A 20,721-nucleotide genomic window follows, 5' to 3' on the forward strand; every position below is an offset into this window, starting at 1 on the left:
TTCACCTTCAAGCATGTTCGACACCTTGTTGCACCACAAGAAACGTAGGATAGCAATCGGAGCGGCTGGTCAAGACGACTTCGCCGGTCGCATACACCCTTCGACTCGAAGACCATCAATACGGCGCCCTACTGGGCTCCAAGAAGGGCATGCGGGAGTTCGCGCTCAACATTTCGCACGATTGAACGCCTCGATGCCAACCGCTGTCATTTGTCGCTAGCCAACGGTATGTGGTTCATTGGACTTACTGTTGGTGCATGGCAGTGCATAATTTGAGGAAATACAGCATAGGTGCTACTGCTCGTCTATGCATTGGATTGAGCCTATAGCTTGCTTCTGGAGTGTGTTGGCCTCGCTAACTACTTGGGAGCAGCTGCCTATCAGCGACCAGCTAGGGGAACGGAAAGAGGATGTCGGACAAGAAGCTGACGGACCAACAACTGCTCGGTGAACAAGGAACTTCCCTCATCAGCCTCGCCGTTTCCAGGATGGGATATGTCTGGAGACCGACGTCTCAGCACGACACAGGCATTGACGGTGAGATTGAGATCAGAGACGCAGCATCAGGCGTGGTTTCGGGTTTGTCGGTCAAGGTTCAGAGTAAGGCCGTCTCGAACTTCGAACGTGAGACCGACGAGGGCTTTGAATACTTGGCGCAGCAGCGAGACGTGGACTACTGGCTGCAGCACAACGTCCCCGTAATCCTTGTCGTGTCGAGACCTCGCACCGACGAGGTTTTTTGGCTCCCTGTTCGCGATCCCTCTGGGCGGGTCCGAGAGCGAAAATTCCACTTCGTCAAGAGCCAGAACCGGCTCGACGCCAGCGCGGCCGTGGGGCTTGCGGAGCTTGTCAGGACACAGGCTCAAGGCACCCGAGGGATTGCACTGCAACGCCCAGAGCGTCTCATCAGCAACTTGATTGCGGTCAGATCTCTGCCGGCCCGTCTGTTCCTGGCTGAGACGCCGCACCATCAACCCAAAGCGATGGGGCAGGCCCTGAAGGGCCGAGAGCTGACATTTGAGAACGTGGTCCGCAGCAAGCAGGTATTGACGGTGCGCGACCTGACCGATCCTCAATATTCATTCCTGTGTGACCGAGGAACAGTTGAGGACTTCCCTGTCGAGCAGTGGTCTGCATCGGATGACCCAGTAGTTCAGCGCGAATTTGTGTGGCTGCTGAATAGCTGCTTGCGCCAGTTCCTTCGAACCTCGCCGGGAAGGGTTTTGTTCGACAAGAGCTCTGGCGTCTATTTCTTCCCTGCGCAAGAGGCTGGCACCCCGACAGTGCTCAGCTATCAAGCGCAGAAGAAGCTCACGTCACGAGAGGTCGTGAAGGTATTGGTGAACAAAAAGAAAGGGCACGTCATGGGCCACAGGCACTCGGCCATGAATGCCCAATTCGTCAGGTATGGCGATTCTTGGTATCTGGAGGTCAGTCCCACCTATTACTTCACAGGGCCTGACGCCATGAAGCCAAGTAAGTACGCGGCCGAATGGACCACAGGCATAAAGCGCCTCGAACGCAACAACGCAGTACTTGGTCAGTTGGGAATGTGGGCCGAATTCCTGAATCCACCAACGGACCTTTTTGCCGAACCGTATCCTCACCTCAGTTTTGGGGAGCCGCTGACGTTCCAGTCGGAGCGCGGCCTAGACGACGCCGCTTGGACTGCAGGGGACGAAGAAGCTCCACTTGCCGGTAATGAACTCCCCCTCGGCCTCTTCTAGAGATATGAAGCTAGATTTCCTTGAAGAGCCAGAGCTCGAGTTCGGTCGGCACGGCCGCCACGTGGACATCAGGCAAGGCCTAAAGTTGTATGGCCCTCTCGATACCGTAGATGACGACGTGCGGCGCATACGAATCGGAATCGTCGGTACTCAGCAGACTATTGACGGGCTGCGTCGCTGGCTAGGGCGATGTGCAACTGGAGTTGAGGCCAAGAAAAGTCGCCAGCCAAACCTTTTTCCAGACTTCCCTGGCTTTGGAGATAGTTCGCCGTTTCGAGCGTCCTTTGAGATTGACGATGCGTCGTGCCGAATCATTCCGCCACGAGAACTCCGGGCACTGTCGGAACACGCCCACTACGGCGCGCTGATTCGTGGCGTGGAGCTACTAGCCAATGAAATAAGAGCCTTGTCCGAAGAGATCAGGCCTGCTGTCGTGCTGGTCGCGCTGCCTACCGAACTTGTAGGACTGGATGACGACGAAGACGACCGCGAGGAAGCGAAGACCAAGGACGCACCTCAGGGTGAGAAGGAGGAGTTGGCTTACGGAACCGACTTGGATCTTCATCACATGTTGAAGGCCGAAGCGATGAAGTTCGGCCAGCCAATCCAGATCGTTCTGCCGATCACCTACGACCCCACCGCGAAGGCGAAGGCAGACAAGCTGGATGGAAAGCGAAAGCTTCAAGATGAAGCCACCCGTGCATGGAATCTGCATATCGCCCTGTATTACAAGGCCAACTATCGGCCCTGGCGGATGGTGCGCAACCCGAACGATCTAAAGACTTGCTTTGTCGGCATCAACTTTTATCGCTCCCTGGACAAGGTCAACCTCGTGACCAGCATGGCCCAGGTCTACGACGAACGGGGCGAAGGCGTGATCGTGCGTGGAAAACCGGTAGCCCTGAAAAAGGACGATCCGATTCCGCACCTTTCCAGCGAGGATGCTTTTACGCTGATCGTCCATGCCCTCACCGAGTATCGGCGGGAGCATAAGCATTCACCTGCCCGTCTAGTGCTGCACAAGAGCTCGAACTTTAGCGCGGAAGAGTTGTCAGGCTTCAATCGAGCAGTCGAGGATCAGCGCCTCGATACTGCTGACTTCCTAGTGGTAGAGAAGAGTTTCACGCGATTGTTTCGGGAGGGCAGCTATCCGCCATTGCGAGGGACGCTGCTGAGTCTCGATAACCGCAATCATGTCCTGTACACAAAAGGAAGCATTCCCTACTACTCCACGTTCCCGGGCATGTATGTTCCACGCACCCTTCGATTCAAAATTGCTCAAGGCGACGAAAGCCCTCGCAAACTTGCCGAGGAGATTTTGGCGTTAACTAAACTTAACTGGAACAACACACAGTTCGATGGGGGAGAGCCGATCACTATGCGAGTTGCTCGCCAAGTCGGGAAGGTCCTCAAATACGTCGCGGCCGACGGAGTTGTTCAGCCAAAATATAGCTTCTATATGTAATTCAAACGGCGAGGTGCGGCTTTGAGTGCGGAGCCGTCCTTGTAGAACAGTAGGTACGGGCCTGTTCCCGACGGTTTCTACTCACGAACCTCTGCGTCTGTAGGTGAGTGGAAACTGGCTACGGGATTGAAGTGCGCACCGCTGGCCAGTCCTCGACGCAGAAGCTGAATGACCGGTTCCTCTGTAGGCGGACTTCGGATGGCTGGGTCGCCACCTACCGTTTGCAGTCTGCAATGGCCACCCACAAAGGCTGCTACGCAGCGAGCTCGTGCTCAAACTCGCAGAGGCTACTTGGTCTTTCCGGGTGGCTTGCGATTGGGCGCAGGAAACTTGATCTTCCCGACGACGGCCAGATGCTGTGCGGACATATGGCTTTCCGTGTAGGCTCGCACCGGCTTTGTGCCGGACAGCTGATACCCAGAAAAGACTCGCGCAAGGGGTTCGCGAGACCGAGCTCCGAGGGGGGGCTCGTTCGACACGCCGACAAGCGTGTCGTCCATCCGCACCTCGAACACGACTCTGTCCGTGTCCCGAAGAAAGGACACGTCAAAGTTGGCGTGCACCGCCATCATGTCGTTGAGCGTTCGAAGGATGGGCCCAGGGCCATCATTCACAGCGAACTCGTCCTCAGTGGGGCGGTCTGAGATAAGGATTCGCACCTTGACGCCTTTCCTCAGCGCCTGCTCAAGGAGGAGCAGCCTCAGCGAAGTGAGCCGTTCGCCGATTGGCAGCGTAGTTGTGATGACGATGTCGTTCTTGGCCTTCTGAAGTGCCACGTCAACGAGTTGGGGAACCTCAAAGGGCAGCAATGCGCGGACCGGAAATTGCGCTAGCTTCTGCTGCGCTGTAGCTAGCTCGGACTTCTTTGCATCAAGCTTGGCGGCCGCTTCGGGAGAGGCCTTACGTTCTAGCCCCTCAATACCCAACTGCAGCGTGCTCTTGAGCTTCAGGAGGTCGGCAAGGGATTCGTTTCCAGGCAGCACGCCAAGCGGTTTAACACGGGGTTCGACGGCGGTCGCGCCCATGCGCCGAGCAAACAGGCCGTCGACGCCCAAGCGCGGTAGCACCTCATGACGAGCAATGGCCACGCTGCTTGTTGAATCTATGACTCCGTCAATCGCGACACGAGCCAGAGGTTCGCCACCTTTACCTCTGCCGTAGATGAGCAGCACCGCGGGCACGTAGAGAAGCGACCGACGTTGAACTTCCAAGAATCGAATGACTTGCTCCCCTTTGTCGAGCTGCCATGCGGGCATGCGCTCCAGTGGCAGTTCGTCGAGGGGAGGCAGTTTGGTGCTTGGAGGAACAACCCGTATCACCCTGCCGAGCTTCATCTCCCCGGACTTCTTCAGCGCGTGCTTGTCGCGCATTACCTGCTGCGTCACCGGATTCCAGGCTACGGTCAAAACCTTCTCATAAACCCTGCGCTCGCCGGCCTCTGCCAATGCATTTGCCCCTTTTTGACGAATCACCAATTCCGGCCTCTGGGCAATGTACTCATCGTCAGCCAGAGATTGAAGAAGCTTCTCTCCGTAACCAGCCCCGAGCCCTAATGTTCCAAGCACATCCGAGCTCGAGCGAACACCCATGCTGACGGCTTTGAGGGCAAACTCCTCCACGGGCATAAGTTCGCGCTTCTCCGCGATCAGCGCTTCAATCTGTAATAGGTATATGGGCAGAGCGATAGGAAGGTAGTCGACCAACGGCATCCCATCCATCGCCTGGTGCTGCTCTGCAACTGCATCAAACTCGGTCATAGCGAACGAACCCGCATTCGTCAGGGTGGTTGTCAATGTGCGCGAGCACCTTGAGAAAAGGGTTTTTTGAGGCGACTCCGCGGCAGAAGATGTCGTCGCCAACGATGATCAGTGAGTCTCGACCTCGCGAGAGCGCAACGTTTAGACGCTGGACTTCTCGCTGGAACCCGAGCCTGTGCTCGCCGTTGGACCTCGTGACGCTGTAGATGCAGATGTCGGCGTCCTTGCCTTGGAATGCGTCAACGGTGTTGATGACAATCTTCAAGTTCTGCAGAGGCTTGGCAGCACCTTGAATGCGCTGTCCAAGTTCGTTGACTTGCGCCGAATAGCCGGCAATCACCGCGACATTCAAAGGTTGGCGCCCGCGATTTCCCGCATTGAGTCGCTCGAGGATCTGATGGACTATGGCCGCCTCGCATGCGTTTCGGTAAGTTCGGCCAGTCATCTCCTGCTCTCGCCGCTTGCCAATGGCGGAGGTCGTATGCCATTCAACAGCCCTTGGGTGCAGCTTCGCAGTGACCGGGTCTCGGTCTTCAGCATTTCGGATGGTGACAAGCTTGCCCTCGTAGAAAACGTCGCTCACCAAGTTTCCTATGGCGGTGACCATGCGACGTTGCTCTGTGAGCTGCGCTTTGCAGGCATCAGGTAGCCGCGGTGTCAGGATATCTAAGAGCGTTGCTTCTGCCTGCTCGATTGAATAGCGCTGGTCTAGCATCTTCTTCCTGTCCAGCTCAGAGTAAGGTGGAAGTTGCTGTGGGTCGCCCACGAGCACCCAGCGCTTGCTTCTGCTCATTGGTATGAGCGTCTCTGTGGGAGTTGCCTTTGAGACCTCATCAACGATGCAAAGGTCGAACTCCAACTCACTGAAGGCTGGGACACTCGCTAGACCAACGCAGGTGCCTGCAACGACCCGAGCTTCGCCGAGCACGGCGCCGTGAAAGTCGCGTGATACGCCCAAGCGCGCAAACCACTCCAGCTGGAGGCCGACCTGGCTCTTCAAGAACTGTGACCCGTGGACGTGCGATTTGCTCAAGGCATCCATCCACTCCCGGCTAATCTCGTCGGACGATGAGACAATCGCTTCGCCAAATTCTCCTAGTGCTCTCAGCTTGCCCTCAACCTTGGCTAAACGCCGCTTGATGGCCTTGATTTGGTCATCTAAGTGCTCTCGCTCGTCTATCAGCGTGGATGTCTTGTTGACGGTCTCTTCATCGCTAGCCTCACCTTCACCGCGAGATGAAGCCGGGCTGTCACTGAGGACTGCGGCCAAGTCTCTTTCATAGGACCGCAGATCCTCAAGGAGGATGTGACGCTGCTCTCCCAGCACAACCACCTCAACTTCTGTGGTGTTCAGCCCGAGATGCTCGGCCCTGTCCTTGACGTACGCGCGAGCGCGCTCCTCAACCCGCTCAATCCAGGACCTGGTCTTCAGGTCAAGGATGAGAGGACGGGCAAGGTTGTCAATTTTCTCGATTCGCTCTCCATGGATGCGAACAATCTCCTGGCTGAGGTCCTTCTCGATGAGCTTGATAAGCACGTGGTCAAGGGCTGTGTGGGTCTGCGAGGAGAGAAGTACCCGGGCTGCAGGAAACACATGCAGGTACAAGGCGATGAGCTCCGCAATGAACGTGGTTTTGCCAGTGCCTGGGGGACCCTCAACCATCAGGATGCTATTGAGGCCCAGCGCACGCTCGATGAGTTCTCGCTTCTCTCCATTCAGGCCATTTGCATAGCCGGACGGTATGCCACCCGGCTCTGGGAGCCGAGCGTTTTCAGGCTCACAAACTATCGACTTCAGCGCAGGAGAAGCGGCCCGTTCTCGGCGTACTGTCTCGAGGGCCACCCGTTGCCTTGCCACCGGCTGGCTTTGACTATGTTCATTTGACTCCAGCACCCCAGAGCCCTTTGGAAGCTCCGCGACATCCAAGTTGAGCGGCTTCAAGGTTATCTCGTCGCCAAAGACGTCCAGCACTTCAAACAGGAAGGGTCTGCCGAACGCCGGCCGAAACACCAGGCGATCCGGAAGCCGGCTCTCAGAGAGCTCGCCTTCGCAAACCGCCACAGCTTTCTCGCCTTTGGTGCGCATGGTTACGAAGGGGATGCTGAGTTTTCGCGTGCGCTGGATGCGGTCTTTCTCGCGCAGCACTGCGGCCCAGCAGTCGAACCACATCTCTCGTTCAGCCTTATCAATTTCTCGCTGACGATGCGACTCTTCAGTCTGCAGGCGAAGCCAGAAGGCGCGCTGATTTGCCGCTCCGCGCGCGGGCGCCAAGGGCGCAAGAACATTCAACGTGATTGCGTGTAGTTCCGACGCTTGCCGGCGTTCGCTCTCCGCACGGTCGAGCTCTAGAACGCGCGCGCTCATCACCCGGAAAAGCTCACTGTTGTCGACTGCCTTGCATGTGATGTCCAACGTCGCGCCGATGAAGCGGACGGAGCGATCCTGCTCGTTGACGATGTAGCCGTGAAGTGACCTGCTGAGGTCGCCCTGCAGAAAGCTGACGCATTCCTCAGGGCGGCGATCCCCGAGCTTCTGCGCAAGCTCGGATAGAGCCTGAGGGCTGAGCTGGACCGTGATTTGTAAGGGCCTCCGGTCTATGTACTTCCGATGGAACGCTTCTACCTGGCCCTGCAAGTCGGAGCCGTTCGCCGGCCTGTCTTTTGGAGTTAGCGAGAGGCAGCTCTCCAGCAGCGGGATAGGCGCCTCCTCCTTCACAAGCGCCGCAAGGCTGTCCTGAACCTCGCCAAGATTCGCGAACGTTCTGCCGGACAGGCATGCAAGAGCCACGGTTGCCCAGGAGAAGGAGTCGCGAGCGTATGAGTTGGTGCCGTCATCGACCTCTGGGGGCGTATACGGAGGCGAGCCTGCAGCCTTGAACGTCTCGCCGATTTGAACGCCCGACCGCGCTTTCGCGATGCCGAAGTCGGTCACCTTCAAGCGGCCGAACTCGTCGAACCTTAGGTTCTCCGGCTTGATGTCGCGATGAGCTATGTCACGCCTGTGGGCGGCGGCAAGCGCGGAGATGAGAGGCGCTCCGACGTCTGCGTAGAAGTCCTCCCAGTTCCAGCGATTGCCTGCCGTCAGCTGTTCGTTCAAGCAGGCCGGAAGCCACTCGAGGGCTAGATAGAACTCTTGCTGCTCAGTCCTGCCAGCATCGACAAGCTCAACGATGCTCGGATGCTGAAGGTTTTCGAGAGCCTCTCGCTCTCTATTGAAGGCCAAGACCGCTAATGCCTCATTTGAGGATGAGGTGGGAAGCTTGAGCGCGAGGGTGCGATTGGACGTGTTGTCGACAACCTTGTAGACCCGAGCCATCCCCCCAGGCTTTAGGGTCTCCAGGACCCTATAGCGCCCGCACAGGACTTGTCCTTCCAGACTATCGCTGTTCATTCGGCCTCACTCCTTGCACATCATAGTAGCACTGGGGATCGAATTCTCAGTTCTACTGACGAAAGAGAAGGTTTGCCTTTGCGCTTGAGTTCGCCCCGCTGGCGTGCCACCGGTTTCAAGGATGACGTTGCCGCTCTGTCGCTCTGTATCAGCAACCCTCAACAGCCGGTGCGCGTGATTGCGGCCGTTCATGCACTGGCCTTCGAATGACTCAAATCAGTCTAAAGCGCCCGCCTACGAATGCTGCTGCGCAGCGGTTACTGCCATCCAGTGAGCATCGCAAGAACGACAGTTCTTGGGCCATCGGCGGCCTGTTACCCGAATCTTGTCGGCGCGTCACCAATGGGTAACGCATCTTCCAAGGTAGGTCAATGCGCTCGACCCCGGTCACCAACGTTGAGGTGGATTGGCTTACCTGGCTACTTGGCCGGAGCCTTCTTCGTCGAAGCCTTCTTGGCAAGAGCCGGGGCGATCGCGCGCTTGGTCAAGTCAATGCCGACGACCTTAATTTCTTCGACGCGGGGTTGCGCACGGGTCACCGACGACCAGTGATTGTGAAGGGCCTCTACAAGCCCAGCGAAGTTGACCCACTTCTTGTTCCGTAGCTGCCAGCCTTTCTGCATGCCACGCCAGACCAACAGGTAGATTCCACGGACGGACGCGTCGTCACGTAGGTAGTCGTCCGCGAGCTGATTTTCCAGTCGCTCGAAGAGCTCGGGGCCTGACCAGTTGTCGGCGATCTTCAGCTCTGTCGGCACAGGGCCGTTGAAAGCAGTACAGGTCCACCAGAGGTCGGGCCTCTTCGCATCGGGCAGCTTCAGTTCCTGCGGAATCACGTATCGCCCGCGCGCACGGTCGTTGCACCAAGCGCCGATCAGGTTTCGGAGAACGGTCTCTCGTTCGGCGTTGATCACCACGCTGGCAGTGCTGTCGTTGCCGTCCTCCAGGTGATGCTTGTAGTCGAGCAAACGCAACACAGCCAGGTCGAAGAGCTCGCGGTGGTTGGCCGGCATCGCACTCGCCGTCTGAAGGATCTGCCGGGTGTTGCGGTAGTTGATCTTGAGGATCGTCGTGCGGCCCTGCGCCGGGACTCCAACGCTCTTGAAGCTGAAGGGCTTGCCACGTCGCTTGTCGTAGATGCTCTGGGCATCGTCGTACAGCAGCAGCAAACTGTTGGTCGTGGGATCGACCATTTGAGTGACCAGCTTGAGCCACTCGGGCGCAAAGTCGTGGCCCTCGTCGACCAGCACCGCCAGGTACTGGCCCGACGGAATTATCTGGCGGTCCACCCCGCCGATAACGTTGTGCACCATCCTCTCCACCATTTCACCAGCAACGGCGGGCCTTTGTGGCCCGTTTTTGCGTCTACCCACCATTGAACCCGCCATAGACACAAACTCCAAGAACTCGATGCTCACACGAATGCTGAAGAGGTCCGACGCCTCATCGACGAGCACACGCAGGAGTCGCTTTATCTGAAGTTCAAACGGGATGACGCTCTTGGTCGGCAGATCAGCGCGCAGAACTCGTCAAGGACGAGACCGACCTCGCGAACGCCGATAGTGTGCGCATCATTTAGGGAATCGCTGAAAGCCGGCCGGTCGGCAGCGTCGCTGCCGCCGAAGATTTGGCGCCGATGGTCGACGGTACACGGCCCCGGGAATGGCTCAGCTCAATGATTCACGATCATGCGAGCCACAGATTTCATGACTTCGATATCGAAGAGATCTCCATCGAAGGCGGCCGGGTGTTCGTGGTTGACATCAAGGCTGCCGGTAGAGCACATCAGACCTTGGTCGACGACCCGCACTACTACGAACGCGTCGGTGTCAACTCCCTAGGGATTTTTTCATTGCACTAGCTTCCGCATCAGTCCGGGTGCTTCCGAGGCATTTTGCAGTAACTGTGTCAGCAACCGGGCCTCCTCACCCCTAGGTGAGTAAAAGTTACTGGACTTCGACCATCCAAGATCTCTCCAGAACTGTTACCCACAGACTTAGAGCCCTCAGGTGAACCTTGAGTCCGTCGGCTCATGCGGAAGCTCATCGTTGTTGGCCCAGACTCCATAGGCAGGTCATCCTTCCGGGCGAGTTTCCCTCCATGTGCTCTCGCTTGAGTTCAGGCATAGGCATAGACGACCAGAGCAATCATGGCACGATGTGCAGCCAATGAATTTCCGTCAGCTGCGTTATTTCTGCGAAGTCGCCGACAGCGGCACTCTTGCGCGCGCGGCCCAGCGCCTCTTTGTCGCGCCTACAGCCATCAGCATGCAGATCTCTCAACTCGAGGAAGGGCTGGGCGGCGCGCTGTTCGACCGCGCGGTCAAGCCGATGACGTTGACTCCGCTGGGACGCTTCTTCCTCCCCCGGGCACGTGAGTTGCTCGCCGACAGGCAGCGCCTCGAAGAAGACACGCGCGACGTGGCGAGCGGCAAGAGCGGTTGGCTGGGTATCGGTTTCGTGCGCTCGCTGCTCAACTCGGTCCTGCCGGCAGCCGTGCGCGCTTTCAGGCTCAAGCATCCCGACGTGAAACTCGACCTTGTCGAGTTGCTTTCGGAGCATCAGCCGGCGCACCTGCGCAGCGGCCGCATCCACATCGGTCTCTCGCGATTTGCTGAACAGCAGATATCACCACCCGCGGACCTGCGGCACGTGCCGCTCTTCGACGACCCTTTCGTCGTGGCGGTGCCGACCGATCACCGTGGTGCGAAGCGAGGCTCGGTGTCGTTGGCCGAGCTGTCGAAGCTGCCGCTCATCAGCTACCCCAAGGACCCGCAGAGCTCGTTCGCGCAGCATGTGCTTGCACGGCTGCATGAAGCAGGTGTGCAGCCGCGCGTGGGGCATGAAGCCATCGAGATCCATACCGCGCTCAGCCTGGTGGCGGCCGGGCTCGGCTATGCGGTAGTTGGCGCATCGGTCGCGCAGCGCGCGCAAAGCGACGTAGCGTTCGTTCGGCTGGCGGCGCTGAAGGCCTGCACCTCAGTGGTAGCGGTGACCCGTGTCGACGAAGAGGGCCCGCTTGTCGCTTCGATGCTGAAGACGCTGCTAGCTCCGTATGCGCGCTAGAACTTCAGAATATCTGCATACATTTTCAAAATTCTGAACTTTTGTTCAGTTGTTCATCGGGTGATTATCCGCCCCATGAGACAACCAGCAAACAGCAGTGCCCTTGAAAGCCTGCGCGCACTAGGTGCCGCCACCGTCTACGAAGCCCAGGGCGCGCACGGCGCGTTTGACAGCGGACTGAAGCCGCTCGACCCCGCAAACCGCCTGGTCGGCCCGGCCCTCACTGTGGACCTGCGCCCCGCGGACAACCTCATGCTGCACTACGCATTGCTCAAGGCACAGCCGGGCGACGTGCTGGTCGTCGACGCCAAGGGCTTCTTGGAAGCAGGCCCTTGGGGCGATGTGCTGACCGAAGCAGCCATGGCGCGCGGAGTGGCAGGCCTCGTGATCCACGGCGCCGTGCGCGACGCAGACGCGATCGTTCGCATGGGTTTCCCGGTGTTCTGCAGGGGACTGTCGATCAAGGGCACCGGCAAGCACCAGCCGGGGCGGCTGAACGTGCCGCTGTGCATCGGCGATGCGGTGGTGCACCCTGGAGATATCGTGGTCGGTGATCGCGACGGCCTGGTGATGGTGGCTCGCGACGATGTCGACCGCGTGCTTGCGAGCGCGCAGGCTCGCGAAGAAAAAGAAGCCGGCTTTCGCCGTGCCATCGCAAACGGCGCCTCAACTGCGGAGCTCCTGGGACTCGGCGACACGCTGCACCGGCTCGGCCTGCACTGACCCGCGTACGTCAGCCCAAAAACATCGACTGGAGACAACACCCATGAACAAGAGAAATTTTCTTGCCCTGTGCACTTCGGCTGTGGCGCTAGCCATCGCAGCACCGGTGCCCACTGCTTTCGCACAGGCCTACCCGCAGAAGCCGATCCGCCTGATCGTGCCCTGGCCAGCGGGTGGCGCAACGGACTCTGTAGGTCGCGCGGTGGCCGAGGCCCTGCGAGTGCAACTGGGGCAGAGCGTCATCGTCGACAACATCGCCGGCGCGGGTGGCAACATCGGCACGCAACAGTTCGTGCGGCAGCCGCACGACGGCTACACCTTGCTCCTGGCCACCAGCTCGACCAACGCCGCCAACCCCTATCTCTACAAGCGCACCGGTTTCGATCCGATCAAGGACTTCACGCCGGTTGCCTCGCTGGCGGTCATTCCCAGCGTGCTGGTCGTGGCGGCTGCGTCGCCCTACAGGACGCCGAACGACATCGTCGCCGCAGCGAAGGCCAAGCCAGGCACCCTCTCTTACGGCTCTGGTGGTGTGGGCAACTCGGCACACTTGGCGGGCGAGCTGTTCAAGGCGAAGACGGGCATCGATGCCGTCCATGTGCCCTACAAGGGCAGCGCGCCAGCGCTCACCGACGTAATGGCCGGCCAGCTCGACTTCATGCTCGACACCGGCGCCTACGGGCAGGTCAAGGGCGGGAAGATCCGCGCGATCGCCGTGGCGTCGGACAAGCGCCATCCGATGCTGCCCGGCGTGCCAACCTTCGACGAACTCGGCATCAAGGGCATGCACATGAACGCCTGGTATGGCCTCGCCGCGCCGGCCGGCACGCCGCAGCCGGTGGTGGACCGGCTCAACGCTGCAGTTCAGACAGCCTTCAAGGCCGGAGATTTGGGCAAGCGCCTGGCCGACATCGGCGCAGAGGTGCGCCCCGGCGACGCGGCCAGCTTTGCGGCCTTCTGGACATCCGAACTGAGCCGCTACGCCGGTCTTGTGAAACTCACTGGCGCATCATTGGATTGACGCGGCGCGCCGCCGCGCCCTTTGAGCTTCTCGGATGCAGCCGCCAGGTCGAACTCAAACTGCGCGATTCGGGCCATGCCCGAAAGCTCCCTTTTACTGAGTCTGAAAGATTTGTCCGAAGTCGCAATGCTCCTGAGCCAACCGAGCGATGGAAGCCACCAGCCCGCTCTGGCGATCCCCCCGGCAGACCGCCGCATAAGCTGCCGATGGCAAAGCCGGCGAGACATTGAGCACCTCGAGCGCGCCTGAATCAACCATAGGAGCAAGGCACTTCCTGGGAAGGTAGCTGATGCCCATCCCGGAAACCGTCAGGCCAATGAGTGCGACGAGACTGTTGCTGAACACGGTGTTTGCTGTTTTCACGCCGATCGAACGAAGCCACCGGTTATAGAGCTGGCCCGTTCCCGAACGATCGTCCTGTGTCAGCAGGCGATGCGCGGTCAGATCGTCCGTACGCAGTCGCCGGCGTCGGCCCACGAGTCCCGGCTTGCACATCAACGCGTGCTCGACCACACCGACTCGCTTGGACACGAAACGTTGATCGTTGAACATCTCCGGAACGATCATCAGGTCCACCTCGTCGTCGAGAAGCTTGTCTCGAAGCATGACGCTCGCATCCACACGGGGTTCGATGATCACCCGCGGAAAGTTGGCTTCTATGGCGCCGACAAGGCGAGGCAACCAGGTCATCGCCGTCAGCTCGGTCACTCCGATTCGCACGTGCCGCTCCAGGACCTCCGGCCGCTGCAGCAGTTCGACGGTCGCGTCCCGTTGGTCCAGCAGCCGCTTGGCCTGCATGAACATCTCCTCGCCCTTCTCCGTCAGCCGTGCGGACCTCATCGACCGATCGAACAGCGCGGTATCGAAAAGGGACTCCAGTTCCTGAATGCGTTTTGACACCGCCGATTGGGTGGTGTGAAGCCGGATCGCCGCTTGCGCGAACCCACCCGCCTGCACCACCCAGAAGAACGCTTCGAGTTGCTTGAACGTCATCACAGCCGTATCTCCAGTTCGCAATACATCGTGGCGAGGAATATATGTCTATTCCAATTTATCGCTTTTTTTGATCGACCGCGAGATCAAGAATTCTTCCAACCCGACAGGCGAACGACGAACTCGAATCCACGCGTGGACTTGATGACGACTTCACCCGGCCCCCACCGTCGGCGCAACAACCAGATGGAGAATCAACAGTGCTTCTGACCGAAGAAGAAACAGGAATGCTCAACGGAGACAAGGGTCCCGCTGTCCAGAAGGCCATGCAGATCCTCGTCGCGCTGGGCGAGAGCTTCGGGGCCGAGAGGCTCGTTCCGATCAACAACGTCCACATGGCGGGTTCGTCCGTGCTGGTCGCCGAGGAGGCCGGGACCCGGTTCGTCGAAGACATCAGGAAACTGGGTGGCACCTTCATCACCAGGGTCACCACGAATCCCACGGCGGTGGACCCGGTGCGGTGGGAGGAGATCGGCATCCCCGAGTCCGACAGCATCCTGCAGACGCGCCTGACCGATGCCTACGCGGGAATGGGCGCCAACACGTGCAACACCTGTATTCCCTACCTGGTGGGCAATGCCCCTCGCTTCGGCGAGCACATGGCCTGGGGCGAGTCGTCGGCGGTGGTCTTTGCCAACTCGGTCTGCGGTGCCAGAACCAACCGGGAGGGAGGGCCGAGCGGACTCGCCTCTGCGTTGACCGCTCGCACCCCCGAGTACGGGTTCCACTTGAAGGAAAACCGCTACGGCAAGTTCCTGATCAAGGTGGAAACGCCGCTCAACGACATGACGGACTACGGCACGCTCGGGTACTTTGCGGGAAAGATCGCAGGGCAAGACACGCCGGTATTCACGGGCATTCCCACCGATCCGACGCTGGAGCAACTGAAGGCGCTGAGTGCCGCCCTCGCCTCTTCCGGCGCCGTCAGCATGTTCCATGCAGTCGGCGTGACCCCGGAAGCACCCACAGTCGAGGAAGCCTTCGGCGGAGGCGAGCCGGACAAGGTGCTCGTCTTCGACCAGGCCGAAAAGGAAAAGGCCGAAGCCGCGCTCAACAAGGAACCATCGGATCACGTGGACTGGATCCTCGTGGGTTGTCCCAACGCTTCCGTGCAGGAAATTCGCGAAGTCGCAGACGCGCTGCAAGGCAAGAAGGTCCACAAGGACGTCGCGCTCTGGGTGACGACGGCGGGTGCGATGTATGCCATGGCCGAGCGCATGGGCTACATCCGGACCATCGAGGAAGCAGGTGGGGTCGTTGTACGGGAAACCTGTCCGTTCCTGGCACGCAGCCGCGTGATCGCGCCGAAGAAAGGCTACAAAACCCTGACGACCAACTCGGCCAAGATGGCTTTCTACGCGCCCGGCCAGTTCGGCCTGCCCACTCACTATGGGAACCTGGATCGCGTCATGCAGGCCGCCATCAACGGCGTCTGGAGGTAAGCCCCATGACTGCAGAAAAGCTCATCCTCAACGGACGCAAGATTGTCACCGGCAAGGCCGGCGGCGAGGCCGTGGTCACGAAGGAGGCCATCAGCTTCAATGGCGGCGTCGACAACATGACGGGAATCGTCACGGAGCCCGGCCATGAACTCGAAGGTGTCAACATCGCCGGGAAGGTGCTGGTGTTCCTCACCGGCAAGGGATCTACCGGTGGGTCCTACAAGATCTACGACATGGTTTCTCGCGGCACGGCACCCGTCGCATTCGTCCAGGTGAAACCCGAAGGCGTGACCACGATCGGCGCCATCATCGGAAACATCCCCGTGGTGGCACACCTGGACCAGGATCCCACCGTCGTCATCGCGAGCGGCGATTTCATCGACATGGACGCCGACGCCGGCATCGTGTCAGTGACACCTCGAGATCTACATCTCGCCATCAACCGGCCCGCGGCCGACGAAGTTCGACGGCCGTTCGATCCGAACCTGTCCTAGACAGGAATAGCGCCGCCGGCCCGGCCGGTTCCAGCTTTGGAACCTGCTGCGGGAGATCGATGCGCCCTCGACTCCGCTGCGCTCCCCCGCCCTCGTTTTCTCGAACCCAGCACTTGCAAGAGTGTTGCGCGCGGTGCTGGCCGCGCAAAGCAACAACTCGAAAAACCAACCTATGGAGACAATCATGATCCGACGCCATCTCTTTCGCCTCCCGCTCGCAGCCTATCTGGCCGCCGCCGGCCTTGCAGCCCACGCCCAGGACTGGCCCAACAAGAAGCCGATCAGCCTGGTGGTGCCATTCGCAGCGGGCGGCAGCACCGATGCGACAGCGCGCCTCCTGGCGGACAAGCTGGGCAAGGAGATCGGCCAGCAGGTCATCGTCGACAACCGCGCGGGTGCCGGCAGCAACCTGGGCGCGGCGTTTGCAGCCAAGGCCACGCCAGACGGATACACGATCCTGTTTGCGACAAGCACGATCACCACCAACGTCACGCTCTACAAGAACATGGGCTTCGACCTGCGCAAGGACCTGATCCCGGTCTCGCAGTTCGCCCTCATTCCCAATGTCTTGACGGTCAACAACGATCTGCCGGTCAAGTCGCTGCAGGAGTTCGTCGACTATGTGCGCCAGAAGAAGGGGCCCGTCAACTACGGCTCCGCGGGCAGCGGATCGGCATCGCACCTGTCGGGGGCGCTGTTGAACAGCATGGCCGAGGGCGACATGGTGCACGTCGCCTACAAGGGCGGTGCCCCCGCCAATACCGACCTGATTGGCGGGCAGATTCAGGCGGTCTTCTCACCCATGGTGGAAGTGCTGCCGTTCATCGACAGCGGCAAATTGCGCGCGCTCGCCGTGACGACCAAAGGTCGATCGACTCGCCTGCCCAATGTGCCCGCAATCGGCGAGGTGCTGCCCGGCTTCGAGGTTGCGCTGTGGAATGGCGTTCTCGCGCCTTCGGCCACGCCTGCGCCCGTGATCGAGAAGCTCGCCGCGGCGATCCAGAAGGTGGCGCAGGACCCGGCCGTCCGCAAGGCGCTGACCGACCAAGGCTCGACACCTGTAGGGAACTCACCGGCACATTTCAAGGACATCCTGGCCCGGGAAATCGACAAATGGGGCGCGCTGGTGACGCTCTCCGGCGCGAACGTCGACTGAGAACGGGCGCGGCCAATGATCGACGCTCGACATCAGGGAGACGTACCGCAACCCGAACAATCGAGGCATGTGAGCCGCTTCAACGAATGCGGCATCAGCCTGCCAGATGAACCAGCACCAATCTGCGCAGCACGGGCAGCTTGCCTGTGAAAAAGTGATCGGCCCCCGGCACCACGACGATGGGCTGGCTCTGGGGCCGGGCCCAATCGAGCACCGCGGCCAGCGGCACTCGGTCGTCCAGCTCGCCATGCACGATGAGTGCATCGGGCAGGTCCACCGGCGTCTCGTAGCGGCGCTGGCCCTCGACCTCACCTGAGGGCATGCCGGCCAGGCATGTGCGCCAGGCAGGTTGGCCGCGCTGGGTAAGCGCATGCGCCACCCTGGCCTGCACAAACGCACCGAACGAGAAACCGACGAGCGCCACGCGTGCGCCGGGTCGTTCGGCGCACAGTTGTGCATGCAGCGCGAGTACATCCTCTGTTTCGCCAACGCCAGCATCGTGCGTCCCGGCGCTTCGGCCCACGCCGCGAAAGTTGGGCCTTGCCACGAACCAGCCGGCCTCGCCCAGCGCGCGCGCCAGCAGATGCGGCACCTTGTGCATCGCATGCCCGCCCAGCAGCGGCTGCGGATGACACACGATAGCGATGCCGCTCGGTGCGCTGCCCTTGGGGAGGTCGATCAGGACTTCCATCGCGCCTGCCAGGCCATCCACCAACTGGGCACCTCCGAGCGCCATATCTATCCTGCTCGTCATGACTCAAGGCCACGGCGCCCACGCATCGGGGTCGGGCAGTTCCCCCGCTCAGAAAGAACGTGGCAATCCCAGCACGTGCTCGGCGACATAGGCATAGATGAGGTTGGTCGAGATCGGCGCGACCTGGTAGAGCCGCGTTTCGCGGAACTTGCGCTCGATGTCGTATTCGTTGGCAAAACCGAAGCCACCGTGTGTCTGCATGCAGACATTTGCAGCCTCCCAGCTCGCCTTCGCTGCAAGGTATTTCGCCATGTTGGCCTGGGCACCACAGTCCTTGTGGGCGTCGAACCGGCGGGCTGCCTCGAATCGCATCAGATTGGCTGCTTCGATTTCGATGAAGGCATCGGCAATGGGGAACTGCACGCCCTGGTTCTTGCCAATCGGGCGGTCGAACACGACCCGTTCGTTGGCATAGTTGCGTGCTCGCTCGATGAACCAGTAGCCGTCGCCGATGCACTCGGCCGCGATCAGCGTGCGCTCCGCGTTGAGGCCATCGAGGATGTATTTGAACCCTCTGCCCTCCTCGCCGATGAGGTTCTCTTCCGGAATCTCGAGATTCTCGAAGAACAGCTCGTTGGTCTCGTGGTTGACCAGATTGGGAATGGGCCGCACGGTCAGGCCATTGCCCACAGCGTGATGCAGGTCGACGATGAAGATCGACATGCCCTCCGACTTCTTCTTCACCTCCGCCAGCGGCGTGGTGCGCGCCAGCAGGATCATCAGGTCCGAGTGCTGCACGCGCGAGATCCAGACCTTCTGGCCGTTGACGACGTAGCGGCCGTCCTTCTTGACGGCGGTGGTCTTGATCTTGGTGGTGTCCGTGCCCGTCGTGGGCTCGGTCACGGCCATCGACTGGATACGCAGCCTGCCGGCGGCGATGTCCGGCAGGTACTTGTCCTTCTGCGCCTTGCTGCCGTTGCGAAGCAACGTGCCCATGTTGTACATCTGGCCGTGCACGGCGCCGGCGTTGCCGCCCGAGCGGTTGATTTCTTCCATGATGACGCTGGCAGCCGTCAGCCCCAGGCCGGTGCCGCCATATTCTTCGGGAATCATGGCGGCCAGCCAGCCCGCTTGCATCAGCGCATCGACGAACTTCTCGGGATAGGCCTTCTGCTCGTCGATCTTGCGGAAATACTCGTCGGGAAACTGCTTGCACAGCCCGCGCACCGCATCGCGGATTTCCTGGTGGTCGTCGGTCTCGTTGAACATCCTTGCTTTCCTTGTCTTAAGCCAACATTGCGCCGGCGTGCATGGCCAGATGGCCCCTGCACGCCGCAACGCGCTTCATTCTTTCTCTGCCCGGTCGCGCAGAATCTTTCCGGGATTCATCAGGTTCGACGGATCGAAGGCAGCCTTGATCGTGCGCATCATCTGCAGATCGACAGCCGGCTTGAACCGCTCCAAGCGCTCCACATGCATCTTTCCGATGCCGTGCTCCGCACTGATGCTTCCATTGAGCTCGACGCTGGCCTCATGCACGATCAGGTTGATCCGCGCCGCGGCCGCTTCGCACTCGACTGACGTTCCGTAGACCGAGCGCGGCAGCACCGCAATCACGTGGATGTTGCCGTCGCCAATGTGGCCCGCGTGGCAAACCGCGGCCCCCGCCACGTTCCGCTCGATGCGCTCCGTGACCTGGTCGATGAAAAGCGGGAGCTTCGAGATCGGCACCGATGTGTCGTTCGAGACGGTGAAGCCGGCACGCTTGTTGGCCTCGGAGATGTTGTGCCGAAGCTCCCAGATGCGATTCGCCTTGGCCACATCGGTGGCGACAACCGCGTTGGTCACCAGGTCCTGCTCGAAAGCGGTCTCGAGCGTGTTCTGCAACTCGCTGACTGCGTCCCATCGGGGCGAACTGTCCGCGATCTCCATCAGCACGTACCACTCGCTGTCCAGTTCCATCGGCGATTGAAGTCCGTGACCGTGCTGCAGCACGAGCTCGATCTGCCGGCGCGACATGATCTCGAAGGCCTCGATGCGGTTGCCCACCTGTTCCTGCATGAAGCGGAGCAGATCGACAGCTTCCTTCACGCCGCTCAGGCTGACCATGGCGGTCGCCGACACATTGAGACGGGGAAAGAGCTTCAGTACCGCCGCGGTCACCACGCCCAGCGTCCCCTCGGCGCCGATGAAAAGCTGCTTCAGGTCGTAGCCGGCGTTGTCCTTGCGCAGCGCGCGAAGCCCATTCCAGAGCGTGCCGTCGGGCAGAACCACTTCCAGGCCCAGCACGAGCTCACGCATGTTCCCGTAGCGCAGCACCCCGGTGCCGCCGGCATTCGTCGACACCAGCCCACCGATCTCGCAACTCCCGACGCTTCCCAGCAGCAGCGGAAACTGCCGCTGGTTTTCTTCGGCCGCTTCGCGGACATTGGCAAGGATGCAGCCGGCCTCGGCTGTCAGCGAGTTGCTCTGCGCATCGATCTCCCGAATCCGGTTGAGGCGCGAAAGATTGAGGATCACGGAAGGCCGCTCCGCTCCCGCGACAGCGCCACCAACCAGCCCCGTGTTGCCGCCCTGCGGAACGATCGACACATTCAGCTGGGCGCAAGTCTTCACGAGCTCCACCACCTCCTGGGTACTGCCCGGCATCAGGACTGCCAAGGCAGAACCTTGGTAGCGGCCACGCCAGTCCGCCTGATACGGGCTTGTCTGGGACGGATCGGTCAAGACGCGCGCCGCCCCAACGACCTGGGCGACTTGCTCCAGCAGTACAGGGATGTCCGGATTCATGCG

General features: G+C 60.4%; 15 protein-coding genes and 1 pseudogene. 9 read left to right on the forward strand and 7 right to left on the reverse strand.

Annotated features, from left to right (window positions below; translation table 11 throughout):
* Positions 1-410 precede the first annotated feature (410 nt).
* The gene (locus J2W23_RS06170) at positions 411-1,727 is read left to right on the forward strand and encodes a DUF4365 domain-containing protein (RefSeq protein ID WP_307648077.1); all 1,317 of its coding nucleotides are present in this window, start codon (positions 411-413) and stop codon (positions 1,725-1,727) included.
* Positions 1,728-1,731: 4 nt separating this feature from the next.
* A complete protein-coding gene (locus J2W23_RS06175) occupies positions 1,732-3,192 on the forward strand; it encodes an argonaute/piwi family protein (protein WP_307648078.1) in 1,461 nt (486 codons plus the stop codon).
* A 287-nt stretch (positions 3,193-3,479) separates the two neighbouring features.
* Here J2W23_RS06175 and J2W23_RS06180 read toward each other — a convergent pair whose 3' ends face one another.
* The 3 genes and pseudogenes from J2W23_RS06180 to J2W23_RS06190 all read right to left on the reverse strand — a co-directional run.
* Entirely contained in the window at positions 3,480-4,985 is a 1,506-nt protein-coding gene (locus tag J2W23_RS06180; RefSeq protein WP_307648079.1) for a hypothetical protein, read from the reverse strand.
* Positions 4,936-8,340 carry an AAA domain-containing protein gene (locus J2W23_RS06185; protein ID WP_307648080.1) on the reverse strand — a complete coding sequence of 1,135 codons (3,405 nt, stop codon included), beginning with the start codon at positions 8,338-8,340 and terminating at the stop codon, positions 4,936-4,938. The genes J2W23_RS06180 and J2W23_RS06185 overlap by 50 nt, the downstream gene beginning before the upstream one ends.
* A 1,004-nt stretch (positions 8,341-9,344) precedes the next feature.
* Positions 9,345-9,653: pseudogene (locus J2W23_RS06190) on the reverse strand (DNA helicase II); the annotation flags it as partial.
* A gap of 362 nt (positions 9,654-10,015) precedes the next feature.
* On the opposite strand from J2W23_RS06190, the gene J2W23_RS06195 reads away from it, so the two are divergent.
* The 4 genes from J2W23_RS06195 (at position 10,016) to J2W23_RS06210 (ending at position 13,149) form a co-directional block, all read left to right on the forward strand.
* Positions 10,016-10,201 carry a hypothetical protein gene (locus tag J2W23_RS06195; protein ID WP_307648081.1) on the forward strand — a complete coding sequence of 62 codons (186 nt, stop codon included), beginning with the start codon at positions 10,016-10,018 and terminating at the stop codon, positions 10,199-10,201.
* 307 nt (positions 10,202-10,508) lie between these two features.
* Entirely contained in the window at positions 10,509-11,405 is an 897-nt protein-coding gene (locus tag J2W23_RS06200; protein ID WP_307648082.1) for a LysR family transcriptional regulator, read from the forward strand.
* Between the two features lie 75 nt (positions 11,406-11,480).
* Positions 11,481-12,128, forward strand: coding sequence for a 4-carboxy-4-hydroxy-2-oxoadipate aldolase/oxaloacetate decarboxylase (locus J2W23_RS06205; RefSeq protein ID WP_307648083.1), 648 nt, complete (start codon positions 11,481-11,483; stop codon positions 12,126-12,128).
* Between the two features lie 43 nt (positions 12,129-12,171).
* Complete coding sequence (locus J2W23_RS06210; RefSeq protein ID WP_307648084.1) at positions 12,172-13,149, forward strand: Bug family tripartite tricarboxylate transporter substrate binding protein; 978 nt, start codon at positions 12,172-12,174, stop codon at positions 13,147-13,149.
* 93 nt (positions 13,150-13,242) lie between these two features.
* Here J2W23_RS06210 and J2W23_RS06215 read toward each other — a convergent pair whose 3' ends face one another.
* Positions 13,243-14,142: a LysR family transcriptional regulator gene (locus tag J2W23_RS06215; protein WP_307648085.1), complete on the reverse strand. Its 900-nt coding sequence runs from the start codon at positions 14,140-14,142 to the stop codon at positions 13,243-13,245.
* A 200-nt stretch (positions 14,143-14,342) separates the two neighbouring features.
* Between J2W23_RS06215 and J2W23_RS06220 the strand changes: the two genes are divergently transcribed.
* The 3 genes from J2W23_RS06220 (at position 14,343) to J2W23_RS06230 (ending at position 17,234) form a co-directional block, all read left to right on the forward strand.
* A complete protein-coding gene (locus J2W23_RS06220) occupies positions 14,343-15,584 on the forward strand; it encodes an aconitase X catalytic domain-containing protein (RefSeq protein WP_307648086.1) in 1,242 nt (413 codons plus the stop codon).
* A 5-nt stretch (positions 15,585-15,589) separates the two neighbouring features.
* On the forward strand, positions 15,590-16,078 hold the full coding sequence (locus J2W23_RS06225; RefSeq protein WP_307648087.1) for an aconitase X swivel domain-containing protein: 489 nt from the start codon (positions 15,590-15,592) through the stop codon (positions 16,076-16,078).
* A 133-nt stretch (positions 16,079-16,211) separates the two neighbouring features.
* Positions 16,212-17,234: a tripartite tricarboxylate transporter substrate binding protein gene (locus J2W23_RS06230; RefSeq protein WP_307648493.1), complete on the forward strand. Its 1,023-nt coding sequence runs from the start codon at positions 16,212-16,214 to the stop codon at positions 17,232-17,234.
* A gap of 94 nt (positions 17,235-17,328) precedes the next feature.
* On the opposite strand, the gene J2W23_RS06235 is transcribed toward J2W23_RS06230, so the two are convergent.
* The 3 genes from J2W23_RS06235 to J2W23_RS06245 all read right to left on the reverse strand — a co-directional run bounded on the left by J2W23_RS06235 (position 17,329) and on the right by J2W23_RS06245 (position 20,718).
* Positions 17,329-17,925 carry an alpha/beta hydrolase gene (locus J2W23_RS06235; RefSeq protein WP_307648088.1) on the reverse strand — a complete coding sequence of 199 codons (597 nt, stop codon included), beginning with the start codon at positions 17,923-17,925 and terminating at the stop codon, positions 17,329-17,331.
* Positions 17,926-18,036: 111 nt separating this feature from the next.
* Entirely contained in the window at positions 18,037-19,197 is a 1,161-nt protein-coding gene (locus J2W23_RS06240; protein ID WP_307648089.1) for an acyl-CoA dehydrogenase family protein, read from the reverse strand.
* Between the two features lie 75 nt (positions 19,198-19,272).
* Positions 19,273-20,718: an FAD-binding oxidoreductase gene (locus J2W23_RS06245; protein ID WP_307648090.1), complete on the reverse strand. Its 1,446-nt coding sequence runs from the start codon at positions 20,716-20,718 to the stop codon at positions 19,273-19,275.
* Between the last annotated feature and the right edge of the window lie 3 nt (positions 20,719-20,721).

It is taken from the genome of Variovorax boronicumulans (assembly GCF_030812215.1).
In the GTDB taxonomy this organism is placed as follows: Bacteria; Pseudomonadota; Gammaproteobacteria; order Burkholderiales; family Burkholderiaceae_C; genus Variovorax; species Variovorax boronicumulans_C.